General features: G+C 47.9%; 20 protein-coding genes. 14 read left to right on the top strand and 6 right to left on the bottom strand.

The features are described from left to right. Nucleotides 1-49: 49 nt before the first annotated feature. The 3 genes from NDK19_RS04225 (at nt 50) to trmD (ending at nt 1,865) form a co-directional block, all read left to right on the top strand. Nucleotides 50-571, top strand: a complete 522-nt coding sequence (locus tag NDK19_RS04225) for a 30S ribosomal protein S16 (RefSeq protein WP_250630588.1) — start codon at nt 50-52, stop codon at nt 569-571. An 83-nt stretch (nt 572-654) separates the two neighbouring features. Next, on the top strand, nt 655-1,182 hold the full coding sequence (gene rimM, locus NDK19_RS04220; RefSeq protein ID WP_250630587.1) for a ribosome maturation factor RimM: 528 nt from the start codon (nt 655-657) through the stop codon (nt 1,180-1,182). Between the two features lie 5 nt (nt 1,183-1,187). After that, a complete protein-coding gene (gene trmD / locus NDK19_RS04215; RefSeq protein WP_250630586.1) occupies nt 1,188-1,865 on the top strand; it encodes a tRNA (guanosine(37)-N1)-methyltransferase TrmD in 678 nt (225 codons plus the stop codon). Between the two features lie 236 nt (nt 1,866-2,101). Here the strand turns inward: trmD and NDK19_RS04210 are convergent, their stop codons facing one another. Further along, a complete protein-coding gene (locus NDK19_RS04210; RefSeq protein WP_250630585.1) occupies nt 2,102-2,662 on the bottom strand; it encodes a ferritin in 561 nt (186 codons plus the stop codon). A gap of 118 nt (nt 2,663-2,780) precedes the next feature. Between NDK19_RS04210 and NDK19_RS04205 the strand changes: the two genes are divergently transcribed. The 3 genes from NDK19_RS04205 to serS are packed head-to-tail and all read left to right on the top strand — an operon-like array spanning nt 2,781 to nt 5,395. Then, nucleotides 2,781-3,686 carry a hypothetical protein gene (locus tag NDK19_RS04205; protein ID WP_250630584.1) on the top strand — a complete coding sequence of 302 codons (906 nt, stop codon included), beginning with the start codon at nt 2,781-2,783 and terminating at the stop codon, nt 3,684-3,686. Nucleotides 3,687-3,737: 51 nt separating this feature from the next. Further along, nucleotides 3,738-4,088 (top strand): bacillithiol system redox-active protein YtxJ, encoded by a 351-nt coding sequence (gene ytxJ, locus NDK19_RS04200; protein ID WP_250630583.1) that lies wholly within the window; start codon nt 3,738-3,740, stop codon nt 4,086-4,088. Between the two features lie 29 nt (nt 4,089-4,117). Next, complete coding sequence (gene serS / locus NDK19_RS04195) at nt 4,118-5,395, top strand: serine--tRNA ligase (protein WP_250630582.1); 1,278 nt, start codon at nt 4,118-4,120, stop codon at nt 5,393-5,395. A gap of 240 nt (nt 5,396-5,635) precedes the next feature. Here serS and NDK19_RS04190 read toward each other — a convergent pair whose 3' ends face one another. After that, entirely contained in the window at nt 5,636-6,526 is an 891-nt protein-coding gene (locus NDK19_RS04190; protein WP_250630581.1) for a hydroxymethylglutaryl-CoA lyase, read from the bottom strand. A gap of 64 nt (nt 6,527-6,590) precedes the next feature. Here NDK19_RS04190 and NDK19_RS04185 point away from each other — a divergent pair, with 64 nt between their 5' ends. The 7 genes from NDK19_RS04185 (at nt 6,591) to NDK19_RS04155 (ending at nt 14,238) form a co-directional block, all read left to right on the top strand. Further along, nucleotides 6,591-7,607 carry an acyl-CoA reductase gene (locus NDK19_RS04185; RefSeq protein ID WP_250630580.1) on the top strand — a complete coding sequence of 339 codons (1,017 nt, stop codon included), beginning with the start codon at nt 6,591-6,593 and terminating at the stop codon, nt 7,605-7,607. A gap of 212 nt (nt 7,608-7,819) precedes the next feature. Further along, a complete protein-coding gene (locus NDK19_RS04180; RefSeq protein WP_250630579.1) occupies nt 7,820-8,869 on the top strand; it encodes a beta/alpha barrel domain-containing protein in 1,050 nt (349 codons plus the stop codon). Between the two features lie 59 nt (nt 8,870-8,928). Continuing rightward, a complete protein-coding gene (locus NDK19_RS04175; RefSeq protein ID WP_250630578.1) occupies nt 8,929-10,287 on the top strand; it encodes a hydroxymethylglutaryl-CoA reductase in 1,359 nt (452 codons plus the stop codon). Between the two features lie 21 nt (nt 10,288-10,308). Then, entirely contained in the window at nt 10,309-11,289 is a 981-nt protein-coding gene (locus NDK19_RS04170) for a GYDIA family GHMP kinase (protein ID WP_250630577.1), read from the top strand. Between the two features lie 42 nt (nt 11,290-11,331). Further along, nucleotides 11,332-12,387: a diphosphomevalonate/mevalonate 3,5-bisphosphate decarboxylase family protein gene (locus tag NDK19_RS04165; protein ID WP_250630576.1), complete on the top strand. Its 1,056-nt coding sequence runs from the start codon at nt 11,332-11,334 to the stop codon at nt 12,385-12,387. A 14-nt stretch (nt 12,388-12,401) separates the two neighbouring features. Beyond that, nucleotides 12,402-13,358, top strand: a complete 957-nt coding sequence (locus tag NDK19_RS04160; RefSeq protein WP_250630575.1) for a mevalonate kinase family protein — start codon at nt 12,402-12,404, stop codon at nt 13,356-13,358. Nucleotides 13,359-13,377: 19 nt separating this feature from the next. Continuing rightward, nucleotides 13,378-14,238 carry a ChaN family lipoprotein gene (locus NDK19_RS04155; RefSeq protein WP_250630574.1) on the top strand — a complete coding sequence of 287 codons (861 nt, stop codon included), beginning with the start codon at nt 13,378-13,380 and terminating at the stop codon, nt 14,236-14,238. A 142-nt stretch (nt 14,239-14,380) separates the two neighbouring features. On the opposite strand, the gene NDK19_RS04150 is transcribed toward NDK19_RS04155, so the two are convergent. Further along, nucleotides 14,381-15,433 (bottom strand): sugar phosphate isomerase/epimerase family protein, encoded by a 1,053-nt coding sequence (locus NDK19_RS04150; protein WP_250630573.1) that lies wholly within the window; start codon nt 15,431-15,433, stop codon nt 14,381-14,383. A 108-nt stretch (nt 15,434-15,541) separates the two neighbouring features. After that, entirely contained in the window at nt 15,542-16,114 is a 573-nt protein-coding gene (locus NDK19_RS04145) for an anthranilate synthase component II (protein ID WP_250630572.1), read from the bottom strand. 66 nt (nt 16,115-16,180) lie between these two features. On the opposite strand from NDK19_RS04145, the gene NDK19_RS04140 reads away from it, so the two are divergent. After that, nucleotides 16,181-17,290 (top strand): J domain-containing protein, encoded by a 1,110-nt coding sequence (locus NDK19_RS04140; protein ID WP_250630571.1) that lies wholly within the window; start codon nt 16,181-16,183, stop codon nt 17,288-17,290. Here NDK19_RS04140 and NDK19_RS04135 read toward each other — a convergent pair. Both NDK19_RS04135 and NDK19_RS04130 read right to left on the bottom strand, forming a co-directional pair. Next, complete coding sequence (locus tag NDK19_RS04135) at nt 17,244-17,948, bottom strand: methyltransferase domain-containing protein (protein WP_250630570.1); 705 nt, start codon at nt 17,946-17,948, stop codon at nt 17,244-17,246. The two genes, NDK19_RS04140 and NDK19_RS04135, sit on opposite strands and share 47 nt — an antisense overlap. After that, the gene (locus NDK19_RS04130; RefSeq protein WP_262910262.1) at nt 17,941-19,092 is read right to left on the bottom strand and encodes a type III polyketide synthase; all 1,152 of its coding nucleotides are present in this window, start codon (nt 19,090-19,092) and stop codon (nt 17,941-17,943) included. The genes NDK19_RS04135 and NDK19_RS04130 overlap by 8 nt, the downstream gene beginning before the upstream one ends. Between the last annotated feature and the right edge of the window lie 4 nt (nt 19,093-19,096).

Raw genomic sequence — 19,096 nt, 5'->3', positions numbered from 1 at the left:
GCGAAAATCCTGCGGACGTGTTCTGCAAGGGATAAAACAAAATTATAAAATGGCAGTTAAAATTCGTCTGGCTCGTCGCGGCCGCAAAAAATTAGCGATTTATGACATTGTAGTGGCTGATGCCCGCTCACCTCGCGATGGTCGTTTCATCGAAAAAATCGGTATTTACAACCCTAACACCAACCCTGCAACCATCGAACTGAACAACGATAAGGCTTTGCAGTGGTTGTTTAACGGTGCGCAACCTACCGATACAGCCCGTCGCATTTTGTCTTACAAAGGCGTATTGATGCGTAAGCACCTGCAAGTAGGTGTAAACAAGGGTGCTTTGACCCAAGAGCAGGCCGATGCACGCTACAGCGAGTGGATTAAAGGCAAAGAAGCTCAGATTCAAGCTAAGGTTGAGCGCCTGAAATCCGGCAAAGAGGCTGACAAGAAAGCCAAACTGGCTGCCGAAGCCAAAGTGAAAGAAGCTCGTGCCGAAGCTATTCGTCAAAAGCAAGCCGCTGCTGCTGCTGCACCTGCAGCCGAAGTAGAAACCGCTGCGGAAGATGCTCCTGCAGCCGAGTAATTGTTCACTTATCCGATAAGTACACGCAAACCCTTAGGATTTCCGTAGTCCTAAGGGTTTTTCAATAAAATATTCAGAACCTCATGAAGAAATCAGATTGCTTTGAGTTGGGTTATATCACCAAGCCCCACGGGCTGGCAGGTGAACTCTCCGCTGTTTTTGATGTGGACGATGTGCAACCCTATGCGGAGTTGAAAGCCGTACTTGTGGATGTGAAGGGTACGCTCGTGCCATACGAAATAGAGTGGCTGGAGTTTATGGACAAAAAAATAACCGTCAAGTTTGAGGGCGTTGATTCTATTGAAAAGGCTAATGAACTGAAAAGCAAGACTTTGTATTTGCCGTTAAGTCAGTTGCCCAAGCTCAAGGAAGGGCAGTTTTATTACCATGAAATCATTGGCTATCAGGTACAGGATGCCATACAGGGAGCTATTGGCAAGGTGAAGGTAGTTTATACCATGCCCGGGCAAGACCTCATCGCCATAGACCACAACGGCACGGAAGTAATGATGCCTGTAAACGATGATTTTATTGTTAAGGTAGACCATGCAACCAAAACAATGTTTACTAATTTGCCCGAAGGCTTGATAGATATTTATCTTGAACCCTGATTGCCATGCGAATTGATATTATTACCGGCCTGCCTAAAATGCTGGATAGCTTTATTTACCAATCCATCATGCAGCGTGCACAAAATAAAGGATTGGTTGAAGTGGTTGTACACGACCTCCGCGACTATTCAAACAATAAAGCCCGCCAGATAGATGATTATCAGTTTGGTGGCGGTGCAGGTATGGTTATGATGATTGAACCGATAGCCAAATGTATTCGCAAGTTACAGGCAGAGCGGAAGTATGATGAAATTATCTACATGACACCCGATGGCAAGCGATTCGAGCAGCGAATAGCCAATAAATTATCGTTGCTTCAAAATATTATTATCCTCTGCGGGCACTACAAGGGCGTAGATGAGCGGGTGCGCGAACATTTCATCACAATGGAACTCTCCATTGGCGATTTTGTACTTTCGGGTGGTGAGTTGGCAGCCGCAGTGGTTGCCGATGCGGTAGTGCGATTGTTGCCAGGTGTGCTTTCCGATGAAACTTCAGCCCTTACCGACTCTTTTCAGGACAATTTACTCGCACCTCCTGTCTATACACGTCCCGCAGACTTTGAAGGCTGGAAAGTGCCTGATATTTTGCTCAGCGGGCATGAAGCCAACATTGCCGAGTGGCGTTTTCAGCAATCGTTGGAGCGTACCAAAGCCCGCCGCCCCGATTTGTTGGAAGAGTAAAGCAACGAGCAACGCGGAAGATTTTTTATTTTCAAATAAATTGCGCAAAATATTTCAGGGGATATCTCAGGCATGTTGGGGTTCCCTTAACTGCATGTATGCAAAAGTGTAAGTTATTTTTGAACAACAGGCAGTTAAAATTTGACGGGCTTAGCGACTCCTCTAATTCATGTATAAATGAAAAACCTGACCAACCATTATGGCTTGTCAGGTTTTTTATGTAATGGCAGATGAGATTACGCCGCTTCTTCGCCTTCGGCAGCGCGCTCGGCTTTAATCTGCTGCAACATTTTACCGATTTCTTGGTCAATCAGCCAGATGCCTTGACCTTCTTCTCCGATGATATCGAACAGTTCTACCAACCGACGTGCCACAGACTCTTCTTCGCGCTGTTCGGCAACGTACCATTGCAGAAACTGGAACGAAGCGAAATCTTTTTCTTTAAAGCAGAAATCTGCCAAGTTGTTGATGGCACGGCTTACCGCAATTTCATGTTCCAGAATTTGGTCGAATACTTCGCGGAAACTGCCGTACTCATAGCGCAAATTGGTGATTTCCGGTGCAATGGCATGGCCGCCGGCTTCGTTGATATAGCGCATGAGTTTAAGCATGTGCATTTTTTCTTCTTCAAAATGGTCATACAGGAACTCTGCCGCATTTACAAAGCCTCTGTTTTCGCACCAAGAGGCCATGGAGAGGTAGTAGAAGGCAGAAATACCTTCCATACGCACTTGCTTATTCAGTTTGCTTTCAACTTCCGGATTGAGCGAAGTTTTTGCTGTTATTGAGGTTTTCATGAACTTTCTGACGTTTAGATACGCTAATATAATGCTTTTGTGGCAAAAAATGTTTCCATTGTCATATAATTTGGAGCGATTCTAAGTCTAAATGAAACATAATTGCGTTTTACGTACCATGATGCGCATAGGTCAGGTACTGACGGTGCTGTTGTGGCTTATCTGGATGTATCAGGCGTGTGGCTCAACGCCTCAGATGCTTTTTCCTATGGAGTCGTCGTTCGGTGTGCCGCAAGTGAAAGGCTATATTGCTGCCCCCGAACTGCGCGAAATATCGGGCATGGCAGCGGCCGTAGGACACAAGGGCAGCTTTTGGATACACAACGACAGTGGCGACGATAGTTTTATCTATCTGATAGACAGCATGGGCAGGTTACAGGCTTTGTTTCGGCTGCAAAAAGTATCAGCTTACGATTGGGAGGAATTGGCTGCTGCGCGATTGGGAGAAGACAGGCAGCCGCAACTTTTTGTAGGAGATATTGGCGACAACCATGCAAGCCGCAAGCATATCAGCGTGCACATATTGCCCGAACCGATGGCGATACAAAGCGGTCAAATTGGGCAAATACCGCGCCGACAGATTGCAACCCTGAAACTGACTTATGCCGATGGGGCAAGAGATGCCGAGGCCATGCTAATTGATGCGGCACATAACGAATTAATAATCATTACGAAGCGGGAACACAAGTCGCGGATTTACAGCACATCTTTGTTCCCGCTGCAAAATAGGTGCGCCGTTCTTTCTTTTCGCGGCGAGTTACCCTTTAATATGGTAACGGCTGCTTCCTTATCGCCCGACGGGACAGAGGTGGTTGTAAAAAATTATCAACAAATTTTGTATTGGAAACGCCGCAACCTGAGGCAACCACTGGCCGAACTGTTGCAAACGCAACCGCGTAGCATCAGATATCTGCCCGAGTTGCAAGGGGAGGCCATCGCATGGGCAGATGACAGTAAAGGGTTTTATACGGCAACCGAATCTCCGCTTTTCATGGGTTCTCCGTTGGTTTTCTATGGCAGATAGTTTTTTCCCGTCAGTATTTCCCTCTAACTTTGCCGATTATCTGTTATTGCCATGAAATGGAACACTATCCACTCTGCCGCCGATTTGGAAGCCGCCAAGCAGGCATCCCATCAGCAGCCGGTTCTTATTTTTAAGCACAGCACCCGTTGCTCTATCAGTGCAGCGGCGCTGAGTCGTTTAGAGCGCCACTGGGACGATGACCGCGCCAAAGGGCTTGTGCCTTATTTTTTGGATTTGATTGCTTACAGACCCATTTCTAACCAAATTGCACAGGATTTCGGCGTTTGGCATGAGTCGCCGCAGGTACTGCTGATTTATCGGGGCGAGTGTATTTACAATGCCTCTCATTTTGATATTGCTTTTGACGATATCATAGAACATTTGCCAAAAATTTCAGCCTAAGGCTTGATGAAAATATAAACGCTCAATTTATGTTACAAGTAACGTTTCTTCGTGAACACACCGACAAAGCGATTGCCGGGCTTGGCAAGCGCAACTTCCCCAATGCGGAACAGGTAATTGCCGAGGTGCTTGCCACCGACGATGCCCGCAAGCAAACACAGGCCGAGTTAGACAAGGTAAATGCCCGCATCAATGCGCTTTCCAAAGAAATTGGCGCAATGATGAAAGAAGGCAAAAAGGCTGAGGCCGAGGCTGCCAAAGCCGAAACGGCAGGTTTGAAAACGGCTTCTAAGGAGTTGTCGGAAAAAATGACAGCGTTGGAAGAACAACTGACCCGTCAGTTATATGCCATCCCTAACATACCGCATGAAAGTGTGCCGCACGGCCGCTCTGCCGACGATAACGAGGTGGTTTTCCAACACGGTACTATTCCGACGCTGGACGATGCCGCACTGCCGCACTGGGAGTTGATTAAAAAATTTGATATTATTGACTTTGATTTGGGCAATAAAATCAGTGGCGCCGGTTTTCCCGTTTACAAGGGCAAAGGTGCAAGATTGCAGCGTGCGCTGATGAACTTCTTTTTAGACCGCGCCAATGATGCGGGCTACCACGAAATACAGCCTCCGGTGGTAGTAAACGAGGCTTCGGGCTACGGCACAGGGCAACTGCCCGACAAAGAAGGGCAGATGTACCATGTTACAGCCGATGGCCTGTACCTGATTCCGACTGCCGAGGTGCCCATCACCAACCTGTACCGCGATATTATTCTGCGCAAGGAAGATTTGCCCATCAAAAACGTGGGTTTTACGCCATGTTTTCGCCGCGAGGCCGGTTCGTGGGGGGCGCACGTTCGCGGGCTGAACCGCTTACATCAGTTTGAAAAGGTTGAAATTGTGCAAGTGCAGACTCCTGAAAAGTCTTACGAAACCTTGCAAGAAATGTGTGAGCATGTAAAAAGCCTGCTGATGGCGCTGGAATTGCCGTTCCGTATTCTGCGGCTTTGCGGCGGCGATATGGGCTTCACCTCCGCCCTGACCTATGACTTTGAAGTGTATTCAGCCGCTCAGCAACGCTGGTTAGAGGTGAGTTCGGTCAGCAACTTTGAAACCTATCAGGCCAACCGCCTCAAACTGCGCTACCGCGACGAAAACAATAAAACGCAATTGTTACATACGCTCAACGGCAGTGCACTGGCATTCCCGCGTATTGTAGCTGCTATTTTGGAAAACAACCAAAAAGCAGGTGAAGGTATCCGCATACCCAAAGCTCTGGTGCCCTACACAGGCTTTGAAACGATTGATTAATAAGTAGATAGGCATCTGCTTCCGCTGACAGAGATGCGGGAAAACAGTCTCTGTCGGCGGATTTATACAAAAGTGCAGAAGGTTTTGTGAAAATTTTTTTTGTAAATTGCTGAAAAAAAGGTCGCTTAAACCTGACAGATCTTTTATATCTGTCAGGTTTAAATATAAAAAATACAAAATCCGAAACTGCGATTCCGAAAGTTGCCGTTCAATAGGTGTGTTGCTTGCCTGATACGGCCACTATCCCAATACATTTTTTATTTTGCCCGGCAGTTTTTTGCCTAAAATTTCTTCCATCTCGCGGGTGATGGCAACAATGGCAGCGATGTCAATGCCTGTGCGGATATCCATTTCTTCCAGCATATAAGCTGTATCTTCGGTGGCGATATTGCCCGTAGCACCTTTGATGAACGGACAGCCGCCCAGCCCTCCAAAGGCCGTATCAAAATGCCGCACGCCTACGCGCATGGCAGCGACTACGTTGGCAAGTCCTTTGCCTTCGGTATCATGGAGATGCAGCATTACGGGCACATGGCCGGCCATCTCAACAATTTGTCCCATCAGTTCTTCCATCTGGCGCGGATTGCCCATACCTGTACTGTCAGCAAGCGCTATTTCGTCAATACCCAAGTCTAAATGTCGTTTGCTGAGGTCTAATACTCGCTGTGCAGGGATTTCACCCTCATAGCGGCAGCCAAAGGCACATTGCAATCCGCCGCGAACACGCATACCGGCGGCTTTGGCAGTGCGCACCATGCTCTCAAACTCTGTCATAGCCTCTTCAAGGCTTTTGTTGGCATTTTTGCGACTGTGCGTGTCGCTGGCAGAAATAGAGGCCGCTACATGCGTAAAACCTGCTTCTACGGCGCGCTCAACGCCCTTCGTATTGAGTACCAGTGCATTCAGCGATACATCGGGGCGTTGCTGTATGGCGGCAAAAACAGCCGCTGTATCGGCCATTTGCGGCACCAGTTTCGGATTGACAAAGGAACCGACCTGAATCCGTTTCAGCCCTGCATCCATCAGGCGGTGAATGAGTTCAACCTTTTTTTCGGTGGGCAGCAGCGTGCTTTCAACCTGTAAGCCGTCGCGCAGGCCTTGTTCTTCCAAAATGACTTCTGATGGATACATAGGGAGATTCATTTTTTATTGCGTAACAAAATTAAGACTTTTGCGCCTCTAAATAATTCAACAAATGATGTCGCATCAACAAGTAGCAGAGGCGTTTATTGCACTGGGGCAACGTTTACGGCAACTGCCTGAGGATGAGTTGGAAAGGCTTTGCAACGGAGCTGCTGCCCGCAACAGTTGGTTTATTGCCTCGCACGTGCGTCAAGCGCTGGACGGTATTGCCCACATGTTAGCGCCCGACGCACTGCGCCAATGGCTGGCCGCCTACGATTTGCCTGTTGCACAGCCCAAAACCATTGGTGTGATTATGGCCGGTAATATCCCGCTGGCCGGTTTTCACGACTTCCTTTGTGTGTTGCTCAGCGGGCATCGGTTAGCGGCGAAGATGAGTTCGCAAGACAATTTCCTTTTGCCGCAACTGGCCGAAATGCTGTTTGAAATGGCGCCTGAACTGCGCGAGCGCGTGCAATGGACAGAGCAGTTGAAAGCCGCAGATGCCATTATTGCTACGGGCAGCGACAATTCATCCCGTTACTTCCAGTATTACTTCGGTAAATATCCGCACATTATCCGTCAGAATCGCGTGTCGGCAGCGGTGCTCGATGGGTCGGAAACACCGGAGGAACTGGCAGGTTTGGCATACGATGCCATGCTGTATTTCGGTTTGGGTTGCCGCAGCATTGCCAAATTGTTTGTTCCCGAAGACTACGATTTTACTCCTTTTTTACAACAGACCGAAAAACTGGCCGACTTGGTGGACAATCACAAATACCGCAACAATTACGATTATCAGAAATCCATCTTTTTGGTCAATCGCGTGCCACATTTAGATAGCGGATTTGTATTATTAAATGAAAATGAGGCCTTGGCATCGCCAATGTCTGTTATTTATTACCAATACTATCGCAGCCGCGAAGAGGTGATGCAACTATTGGCTGCACAAGCCGATAAACTGCAATGCGTAGCCGCTCACGACAACCGATTATTCAGCCGAACGGTAGCTTTCGGGCAAACACAAATGCCCGGCATTGCAGATTATGCCGATGGAACAGATACTATGGCGTTTCTTTTGCGGGTATAGATTGGGCGTTTGATACAACCTTGCTCAACCGCAGCCGTGAAATTGTGTTTTAGGCAATTGTTAATGTTGCGCCGCGATGATGTCCTTGTAAGTTTTGCAATATTTTCTTAGCATCTGCCAAACATTTTCAGGCTTGCATCGCTTATAGATAGGAATCAGTTTTTAGCTTTGTAATACGTGTGCCTCTGCGCGCACCTACTTTCTGTAATCTTTTGGAAACGATTATCTTGACAAATACACCGGACAAAATAGCTGATAACGACCCTACGGCAGTTTCCCGCAAAAAAGACCATATTGATATGGCCTTTCATTCGCAGGTTACTCAGGCGCAGTTGGACAGCCGTTTTTTCTATGAACCTGTCCTTGCTGCTCATCCCCGAGGAGTAGAGCCTCTCAACTTTTTGGGAAAAACCTTCAACGTGCCGATGTGGGTTTCCAGCATGACAGGCGGCACACAGATGGCGCGGACGATTAATACCAATCTGGCGCGTGCCTGCGGGGAGTTTGGTTTTGGGATGGGATTGGGGTCTTGTCGTTCGCTGTTGTACTCCGACGAACATTTTGCAGACTTCAACGTTCGCCCTGTGATGGGCTTTGATGTACCGTTATTTGCCAATTTGGGCATTGCGCAGGTAGAGCAGTTGTTGCAAAAAAATCAGTGGCATGTGGCCGAGGAAATGGTTGCCCGCCTGCAAGCCGATGGTCTGATTATCCACATCAACCCTACGCAGGAGTGGCTGCAACCCGAGGGAGATTTGCTCGAGAATCCTCCCCTGCAAATCATAGAGGAAGTCCTGTCCCTCACAAAAATGCCTGTGATTGTAAAAGAAGTCGGGCAGGGTATGGGGCCGGAGAGCCTTCGGGCATTGTTTAGGTTGCCCTTGGCGGCTGTGGACTTTGCCGCAGCAGGCGGTACTAACTTTGCTTTGCTGGAACTGCTCCGTTCCGATGAAGAACAAAAAAATGCCTACGATTGCCTGAGTACAGTCGGGCATTCGGCCGCAGAAATGGTTGATTTTGCCAACGAAGTACTCGCTCAACTGGGCGAACATTGCCTGTGCCGACAGGTGATTATTTCGGGTGGTGTACGCAACTTTCTGGACGGCTACTACCTGATTCATCGGTTAAATATGCCGGCTGTTTACGGGCAGGCTTCCGGCTTTTTGAAATATGCCCGCGAAAACTACGAACTTTTGCATCGCTATATCTCCTTGCAAATCAAGGGCTACAGCTATGCGCAGCAATATTTGAAAGTCCGATAAAACCAAACAAACAATCGCTCAACATCATCCTTTTAGTGCATCACTTTTAATTCATCACTATGCAAACCATCTCAGGGTACTCAAAATTGAGCAAAGAACAAAAGTTAGAATGGTTAGCCCGCCAAGTCAGCGATGAGCCACAGACTTTTATTGATGAAATGAAAAGCTATTGGCATGCCGACCGCGCCGTGCAAAAGCTGTTTGACGAATTCAGCGAAAACACACTGACCAACTTTTACATGCCTTTTGGCGTAGCCCCTAATGTTTTGTTAAATGGCGAACTGTATGCCGTTCCGATGGTGATTGAAGAAAGTTCGGTAGTAGCGGCGGCATCTCAAAGCGCTAAGTTTTGGCAAACCCGCGGCGGATTTAAAGCGGAAATTATCAGTACCAAAAAAATCGGTCAGGTGCATTTCTTGTGGGAGGGCGATTTCCTGAAATTAGACGTGCTGTTTGACGACCTGAAAGAAAAAATGCTGGATAATACCGCCCTGATTACCAAGAATATGCGCCAACGCGGCGGCGGTATCGTAGATATAGAACTGGTCAATATGACACACATTGAGCCGCATTATTACCAATTCAAAGCCACTTTTGAAACCTGCGACTCAATGGGTGCGAACTTCATCAATACCTGTTTAGAAGAGTTTGCCCGCACATTTAAGCAGTGGGCAGCCGAACAGGAAGGCTTCAACGAAAAAGAGCGCAACCCAATGGTCATTATGTCCATTCTTTCCAACTATACGCCGGAGTGTCTGGTAAAGGCTTGGGTAGAATGTCCCGTTGCCGACTTGGGTAATTTTGACGAAATGGATGCCGAAACTTTTGCGTTTAAGTTTCAAAAAGCCTTGATGATTGCCAAAAACGATGTTTACAGGGCTACTACCCACAACAAAGGCATTTTTAACGGCATAGATGCGGTGGTTTTGGCAACAGGCAACGATTTCCGCGCCGTAGAGGCGTGCGGTCATGCCTATGCTGCCCGCGATGGCAAGTATCGCAGCCTGACCGATTGTTCAGTAGAAAACGGCATTTTCCGTTTTTGGATTACCATACCAATGGCATTGGGCACTGTTGGCGGGCTGACCAATCTCCACCCGATTGTGCGCCGTTCTTTTGAAATTTTGGGGCATCCCAATGCAGAACAATTAATGAAAATTGCTGCCGCAATAGGTCTGGCACAAAACTTTGGTGCTGTTAAATCGTTGATTACCAGTGGTATTCAGAAAGGGCATATGAAAATGCACTTGATGAATATTCTCAAACATTTTGAGGCAACGGAGGCCGAAACCGCAGCGGCGGTAGAGCACTTCAAACATCACGTAGTTTCTTTCAGTGCTGTACGCGACCTTTTAGACGGCTATCGGGAAGCTGCGGAAGCTAAACGCAATAACGACTCTGATTCAACCCTGGTGTAAATCATTTTAGCAAATTCGGCTATGCAAAACTTTTATGGCAGTGGTAAATTATTGCTCAGCGGCGAGTATTATGTACTGGATGGCGCGCTTGCGCTGGCAATGCCCACGCGTTTCGGTCAGAAACTGAAAGTTACCTATCATGCTTCCGAGCACAAAGTGCTGCATTGGAAAAGCTATGACAATGAGGGTAAGCTGTGGTTTGAAGCAAAATTTGATACAGAATCTTTTGACTGCTTAGATAGGTTTATATCGCAAAAGTCACTAACCCTGCAAAAAATATTGCGCATGACGCGCCGTTTGGCTGCCAATTTTCTTAAAGGCCGCGAGTATGTGCTGGTAGAAACCTACCTGGAATTTCCGCGCTGGTGGGGCTTGGGCAGCAGCAGCACACTTATTCACAACGTTGCGCAGTGGGCAGAAGTTGACCCTTACGACCTATTATTCGGTACACTGGGCGGTTCGGGCTATGACGTAGCCTGTGCACAGGCGGAAGGGCCTATTTTGTATAAAAAATCGGCAGAAGGGCCGCACCGCCACACCGTAACCTTTGACCCGCCGTTTAAGCAAAATTTGTATTTTGTTTATTTGGGCAAAAAACAGTCCTCGGCGGCAGGTATTGAGCACTACCGTTCGCTGGGGCACAACAAGGCAGAGCTGGCCGAGCAACTCACGCAGATTACACAGGAGTTTCTTCGCGCCGAAACCCTTGAACAGTTTGACAGGCTGATAGAAAAGCACGAGTCGCTTATTGCGCAAAGCCTGCACCTTACACGTACCAAAGACTTGTTTTTCAAAGACTTTTGGGGAGAAATTAAGTCGCTGGGAGCGTGGGGAGGCGATTTCGTATTGGCTACGAGCAGCCGTACCGAAGCTGAAACGCGACAATATTTTGCCGAAAAGGGTTTTGACGTGATGCTGACCTATACCGAAATGATTAAAGCATCTGAACGCGAGGAAAGAAATGTAGAAAACGAGCACGGCACTGCCATTGCAATATCCTAAATTTGCCGCGGTTTATTTCTTTTCACCTAAAACGGTTTTGTTTTGGCACTACACCCGCAAGAGCAAGTCATATACTGGCGTGTTCCTTCCAATATCGCTTTGGTAAAATACTGGGGAAAACACGGCGTACAACTTCCTCAAAATCCTTCGCTGAGTTTTACGCTGCGGCAGTCCTACACCGATATGCAGCTTTTGTACCGCCCGTCGGAGAGCGGGAGCCGCACCATTGATTTTTATTTTGAAGGCAAGCCTAACGAGAAATTCAAGGCGAAAATTGTACAATTTCTGGAAAGCCTATCGGAAGATTTTGCCTTCACCGAAGGTTTGCAACTGACAATCAAGTCGCTCAATTCCTTCCCTCACTCTGCCGGTATCGCCTCTTCCGCTTCCAGCATGGGGGCACTTGCCATGTGTTTGGCCACACTTGCCCAAAAGCAAGGTGTCTTTTTGGGCAGCCCTGAGCAAGCCCTGCAAAAAGCCTCCAATTGGGCAAGGCTGGCATCGGGCAGTGCCTGTCGCTCCATTTACGGCGGTTACACAGTTTGGGGTGCAACTCCCGAACTGCCCGGCAGTTCAGACTTGTTTGCCATTCCTTTGGAAACACAACAGGTTCACCCGTCTTTTGCCACTTTTTGCGATACCATCCTGATTATCAGCGGTGAAGAAAAAGCCGTTTCCAGTCGTGCCGGTCATGCGCTGATGAACGGCCACCCGTTTGCGGCGGTTCGTTATGAACAAGCACGACACAACCTTCGCCGATTGCTGGACGTACTGAAAAGCGGCGATATAGAAGAGTTTATTCAAATTGTTGAAAGTGAAGCACTTACACTGCATGGCTTGATGATGAACTCTAACCCTTCATTCATCTTGATGAAGCCTGCCACCCTTGCCGTGATTGAAGAACTTCGCGCGTTCCGCCGCGATACTCGCATTCCGCTGACCTTCACACTCGATGCGGGGCCGAATGTTCATTTGCTTTATCCGTTGGCTTATCAGGTTGAAATTCACGCATTTATTGCCGACCGACTGGCCGGGTATTGTCAGGAAAACCGCTACATTCACGACGGCGTAGGTACAGGGCCGCAACTGTTTAATTAATCGCAGGCACAGCAATGACTTATTCTAATACTGATTCTCCGACTTTTCATTCCAAAGTCCTGCTTTTTGGCGAATACAGCCTGATTCTCAACTCCATGGGGCTTGCCTTGCCCTATCCGCTGTTTCAAGGGCGGCTGGTACTCAAACACATCACCGACAGTTCGCGCCGAATAGACCAGTCCAATCGCGAACTAAAAGCCTTTTGCGACTACATGAAACTGCGCAAGCGGCAGCAGGCGCTCAGTTTTGACTTTGATATCAACTCGATGGAGTTTGACGTGGCGCAGGGGCTTTATTTTCAGTCCAATATTCCGCAAGGGTTCGGCGTAGGCAGTTCGGGGGCGCTTACGGCCGCTTTGTACGACCGCTACGTGTACGATAAAATTGCGCACAACGGCCACCCGAGCAATGATGAAATCGTACAACTGAAAAAGATTTTTGCGGAGATGGAGTCCCATTTTCACGGTTCCAGTTCGGGAGTAGACCCGTTGATTTGCTACTTGGACTTGCCGCTGCTGATTCGCAGCAAAACGCATATTGAAACCGTACAGTTGCCTCGTCCAACCACCAATTGCGGCGGAATATTCTTGCTCAATACGGGAAGGCCGCGCAAAACAGAGCCTTTGGTAAACCTGTTTCTGGAAAAAATGCAAAATCAGGAGTTTGCAGAACTTTGCAGAAACGAACTGATTCCATACAATGAAAATTGTATTCGGTATTTACTTGCAGGCCAAACCGATAATTTGTTTGATGAGCTTGCCAAACTTTCGGCCTTTCAATTGCAGCATCTCAACCAGATGATTCCGCCATTGTTCCGGCAAATTTGGCAATACGGGCTTGATTCTGGGTTGTACTACCTCAAACTTTGCGGCGCAGGCGGGGGGGGCTTCATTCTTGGATTTACTAAAGATTTTACTGCAACCCGCGGCCATCTGGAAGACTATCAGTCGCGCATTGCCTATCGTTTGTAATCAATTTTGAATATTTGCCATGAAAAAACTATTGCTTTCCCTTCTGTTCATTCCCCTGATGGCTATGCAGGACAACCCCGCTTATTTGCTGTATGACCGCAACGGAAAAGCGGTGCAGTACAGCGATTTATTGGCTGCCGCTCAAAAAGCCGATGTTGTATTTTTCGGAGAAAGCCACAACAATCCCATTTGCCACTGGTTGCAGTTGCGGCTCACCAAAGATTTGCACAAAGCCGTAGGCGACAGACTGGTGCTGGCAGCCGAAATGTTTGAAGCCGATGACCAATTGGTATTGAACGAGTACCTCGGCGGCCTGATTAAGGAAAGCAATTTTGAGAAAGAAGCCAAAATTTGGAACAATTACGCAACGGACTATAAACCCTTGGTCAATTTTGCCAAGCAAAATAAACTGCCTTTTGTGGCGAGTAATATTCCGCGGCGTTATGCTTCTATGGTAGCTGCGCAGGGATTGAGCAGCCTTGAAAAATTAGATGCCGAAGCCAAAAAAATGCTGCCTCCACTGCCTATTCCCTTAGACAGGGAGTTGCCCGGCTATAAAAACATGGTGGCAATGATGGGTGGCCACGGTGGCGCAATGAGCGATAACATGGTAGCCGCACAGGCCTCTAAAGATGCTACCATGGGCTATCACACAGCCCGCGTTTGGGAAAAAGGCAAGTTGATTATCCACTTCAACGGCTCCTATCACTCCGACAATTTCGAGGGCATTATTTGGTATCTGAACCGCTATAAACCCGGACTTAACATCCTGACTATCAGTGTTTCAGAGCAGGACGACATTGGTGCGCTCTCCAAAGATGCACTCAATAAAGCCAATTTTATAGTAGCGATTCCGTCGGACATGACGAAAACTTATTGAGAAACGGTTGTTTACGTAGGTAGCGAAATTAAACCCGTTCCGGTAGCTGTCGCACATGCTAATATGCTGACCATCAAAAAGGACACAGGCGCATAAAAGCCCTTGTGTCCTTTTGGGTTAAAGCAAAGCCCAACAATAAGACCTACAAGCCCAGCACTTTTCGGTTGAAATTTTCATCGGCGCCTGTTCCTGCAAAGTCGTCAAAAGCACGCTCGGTAACGCGGATGATGTGGCTTTCAATGAATGGTGCACCTTCTGCTGCACCCTGCTCGGGGTGTTTAAGCGCACATTCCCATTCCAGCACAGCCCATGAGTCGTAGTCGTAAGCCGCAAGTTTGCTGAAAATACCGCCGAAGTCCACCTGTCCGTCGCCGAGGGAGCGGAAACGTCCTGCTCGCTGTACCCAGCCTTGATAGCCGCCGTAAACGCCTTGTTTTCCTGTCGGATTAAATTCGGCATCTTTTACGTGAAAGGCCTTGATACGCTCGTGGTAGAAGTCTATAAATTGCAGGTAATCAAGCTGTTGCAGGATGAAATGGCTGGGGTCGTAATTGATATTGGCGCGCGGGTGATTGTTCAAATGCTCTAAAAACATTTCAAACGTAATGCCGTCGTGGAGGTCTTCTCCGGGATGCAGCTCGTAGCAGGCATCTACGCCACATTCGTCAAAATAGTCCAAAATAGGTTTCCAGCGTTTGGCAAGTTCACCGAAACCTGTTTCTACTAATCCGGCGGGGCGCTGCGGCCATGGATACATAAAAGGCCAAACCAATGCACCCGAAAAAGTTACATGTGAGGTTAGTCCCATGTGTTGGCTGGCTTTGGCGGCATATTTCAATTGCTGTACAGCCCATTCGGTGCGTGCGGCGGGGTTGCCGCGCATGGCAGCCGGAGCAAAACCGTCAAACATGGCATCATAGGCAGGGTGCACGGCAACTAATTGCCCTTGCAGGTGCGTAGAAAGTTCGGTGATGGCTACACCTGCTTCTTTGGCAATGCCCTGTACTTCTTGTGCATAGTCTTTGCTCTCGGCGGCTTTTTGCAAGTCAATACAGCGACTGTCCCATGTGGGTACTTGTACGCCAATATAGCCAAGTGAGGCAGCCCACTCGCAAATTTTTTTGAAATCGTTAAAAGGGGCTTGGTCGCCCATAAACTGCGCCAAAAAAATGGCAGGCCCTTTAATTGTTTTCATTCCCGAATGATTTTAATTGTAACGGGAATCAAGTTAGCCGCCTTCCGTTAAATGTGCAAATACGTAGCTCAAAATAGCTGTTTGCGGTTGTCGGTACGTACCCTTGCCTTATTTTACTGACAGCCAGTTGCGCAACATTTCCGCGCCGTATTCGGTCATGACCGATTCGGGATGAAATTGCACGCCTTTAATATCGTATTGCCGATGCGACAGCGCCATAATAGTCCCGTTGGCACTTACGGCGGTAGCTTGCAGGCAGTCAGGCAGTGTGGCAACTGCCCATGAATGATAAAGCCCTACCTGAAACTCCTGCGGCAAATTGTGAAACAGGCGTTCTTGCGGGTCGGTAATGCGGATGGGGACTTTCATGCCGTGCCATACTTGCCCCATGTTGTACAAAGTTCCTCCGAAGGTTTCGGCAATAGCCTGATGCCCAAGGCAAACGCCCAAAATGGATTTGTTTGTGCCGTAGGTCATCAAAATATCGCGCATCAGAGGAATTTCAGACGGTACCCCCGGGCCGGGAGAGAAAATAATTTTATCATAGCCCGCTACTTCGTGTATTTTTATTTCATCACAAGTTTTTACTTGCCAAAAACCGTCAAAATTTTCTTCAATCAATTGTGCAAGATTGTAAGTAAACGAATCGCGGTTGTCCAATAATAAAAGCCTGACAGACATGAAAAGGCTATAAGGTTTTTTGCCAAAAACGGCGTAATTTTCCTCAAAATTACAGTGAATAATCCGATGGTCAATCTGTATGAAGTGCTGGGCTTACCCAATTTTGCCTCGTCAGCCGAGGTAAAATCCGCATTTAAAAGATTGGCTTTTCAGTACCACCCCGACCGCAATCCGAACAACCCGCTGGCGGAGGAAAAATTCAAGGCCATTAACCATGCTTATCAGTATTTAGGTAATCCTGATAAAAAAGCGCGCTACGACCATCTGTTGCGTATTGGCTACGACCCCACGGCGCGTCCCGTGAACCGTCAGCAGCCTGTGCAGCGCCCAAGAAGGCCTGTATATGTAAAAAAAGTTTCCCCCGAAGAACAGGCCGAGCAGGAACGCTACATCAAGGCCGCGCCTTGGGTGGCAATTGCCATTGTGGGGTACATGTTTTTTATTGTCTATTCACTCTTTGCGCTAATTGGCCGTTTGAATTATCACTGGGCATACGAGGCCTATAAAAAAGGGCACTACATGGAAGCCGAGCATTACCTCAATCAAGGTTTAGGCACCGACCATGATTATTTTCGCGCCCTATTCCTGCGCGGAAAAATTTACATAGACCATTTCGGGTTTTACGATGACGGGCGCAAGCTGATACAGGCCGCCATTGATAATGCTGAAATTGAATATCCTGAGTTTTATTACTATCTCGGGCTTGCCAACAGCTATCTGAACAACCCTGACTCGGCGCGTATGAATTTTGTGTACGCATTTGCCAAAATGCCTCCCGACAAAGCAATGTACATGCGCGCAGGTACTTTGCTGCTTTTTAAAAATAATTCACCGGATAATGCTAAAATCATTTTTGATGCTATGGTGGAAAAGGGTTTGGCAGATGAGGCGGTTTATGAGAACTTAGGAATTATTGCCAATGCCAAAGAAGATTATGCCGCCGCCGTCGCTGCATATTCCAATGCTATTTTATGCAACCCACGACGAGCAGACTTGTATTATCAGCGGGCGCAAACCTACGTGAATTTGGCGCAAATATCTTCTGCATGTTATGATTGGAATATTGCCAAAAAACTAAATCGCAAACTCCGCGACGAAACGCTGGATTACTTTTGTGAAAGCTACCAACCTACTTCTCAATCAACACCAAATAGCGAAAAGCCCAATGCCAACTGATGCGGAATCGGCCGTGCGGAACTACTTGTTGTAACAGTTGTTCCAATTCCTTTTTGCGAAAAGCCCGCAAGACCGACAGCGGCGCATCGTTTTGTACCAAATAAGAACCTCGCAGACCGCGAGTCAGCCATTTGATGCTGTAATAAGCCAGCGGATGCCGATGTAAGTCGTTGATAATGATTCCTTTGTGTGCTTGTTGCAACAGTTTACCCAACAGGTGTACAAGTTCCTCGTCCGTAAAATGGTGGCAGAAAAGGCTCAACATAAATACATCGGGCTGCACATTGTCAAATTTTTCTGACCAAAGGTCTATGCAGTGGTAACTGATGGAGGGATGGTTTCGGGGGTGTGTACATGCATAGTTTACCATGAAAGGGTTGGCATCGTAGCCTGCCAGTTGCAGCGGGATGTTGCGCTTTTGTGCCCATTGGGCAAAGTAGCGCAGCGTATCGCCGCCACCGCAGCCGACATCTGCCACAGAAAGCGGCAACTTACTTTGCCTAACAAAATATTGCAACCCTTTGGCCGCTACTGCATTACCCCCCAAATACGTATTGACATATTCCAGTTCGCGCAGGTTTTGTGCAAGTGCCTCGTTGCCAAGGGTCAGGTCGTCCATCAGTTCGGGCTCATAGCTGCGGCGGCTGAAGTCAGGCATGGCGAAAGTCGAGGTTTTGCAGGTGGAGCATGGCAGATTCCATAGTTAAACCGGGGCCAAAGGCAGCGGCCAGTACCTGCGCGCCTTGTTGGTAATTTTCTTTGCGCAGTGTTTCCATCAGGTGCTGCAAAACAAAAAGGATGGTGGTTGATGACATATTCCCGTATCGTTTCATCACGTCGTATGCCCACCTGTTTTCATGTGGCGAAATACCAAGACCTGCTTCTATTTCGGTCAGAATTTTTTTGCCGCCCGGGTGGAAAGCAAAATAATCTATCGCATCGGATGGTATTTCTAACTGCTCTCTTATTTTTTCGATAAAAAATTTGATTTTGCCGCCCAAAAGTTTGGGTACATAGGAAGAGAGTTTCATTTCAAATCCAAAATCGCCTATGTGCCAAGCCATTTCGCTGCTTCCTTCGGGAATCAGGCCGCTGTAGAAACCTTCCAGTGAAAGTAGCCCCTTGTCAGGTGTTACGGATTCTACCAGCACACCTGCTGCACCGTCGGCAAAAATGGCATTTGCCAGCAGTTGGTCTTCGGTATTGATTTTCTGAAAGTGAAGGCTGCAAAGTTCTATGTCGGCAATCAATACCTTGGCATCGGGGTATGCCCTGCAAATGGTCTCAGCGGTTTTCAGTGCATTAAAAGCCGCATAACAACCCATAAAATAAATGCAGGTGCGCTGTACATGCGGCGGCAATCCGAGTTGATGCACCAAGTCAATATCCAGACCGGGGGCATACATGCCTGTGCAACTGACGGTAATTAAATGGGTTATTTTGCTGAAATAATCGGCAGGAAGTTGCATATTTTGGATAGCCTGAGAGGCGAGTAGCGGTGCTTCGCGCTTATAAACAGCCATGCGGTCGGCTGTTGTAGGGAATGGTTCTAAGTTTTCTGTCAAAGGAAACAGTTCGCGGCGTTCCATACTGCTGAAGTCGGGAACAACGCTGTAACGGGTTTGTATGCCGGTTGCTCTGTAAATCAGCCGTACTTTGCGTGCTTCAGACGGCGGGAGTGCCAATGAGGTAGTTACCCACTCGGGGGCAATTTCCTGCCTGATTTCGTGTGCGGGCGCTGCCGTTCCGATGGCAGTAATATGAGGTTTACGCATGAAGCAGTTTTTATTATTAACTTGCATCAAG

The organism is Rhodoflexus caldus (assembly GCF_021206925.1).
Lineage (GTDB): Bacteria > Bacteroidota > Bacteroidia > Cytophagales > Thermoflexibacteraceae > Rhodoflexus > Rhodoflexus caldus.
This window is presented reverse-complemented; position numbering and strand designations above follow the sequence as displayed.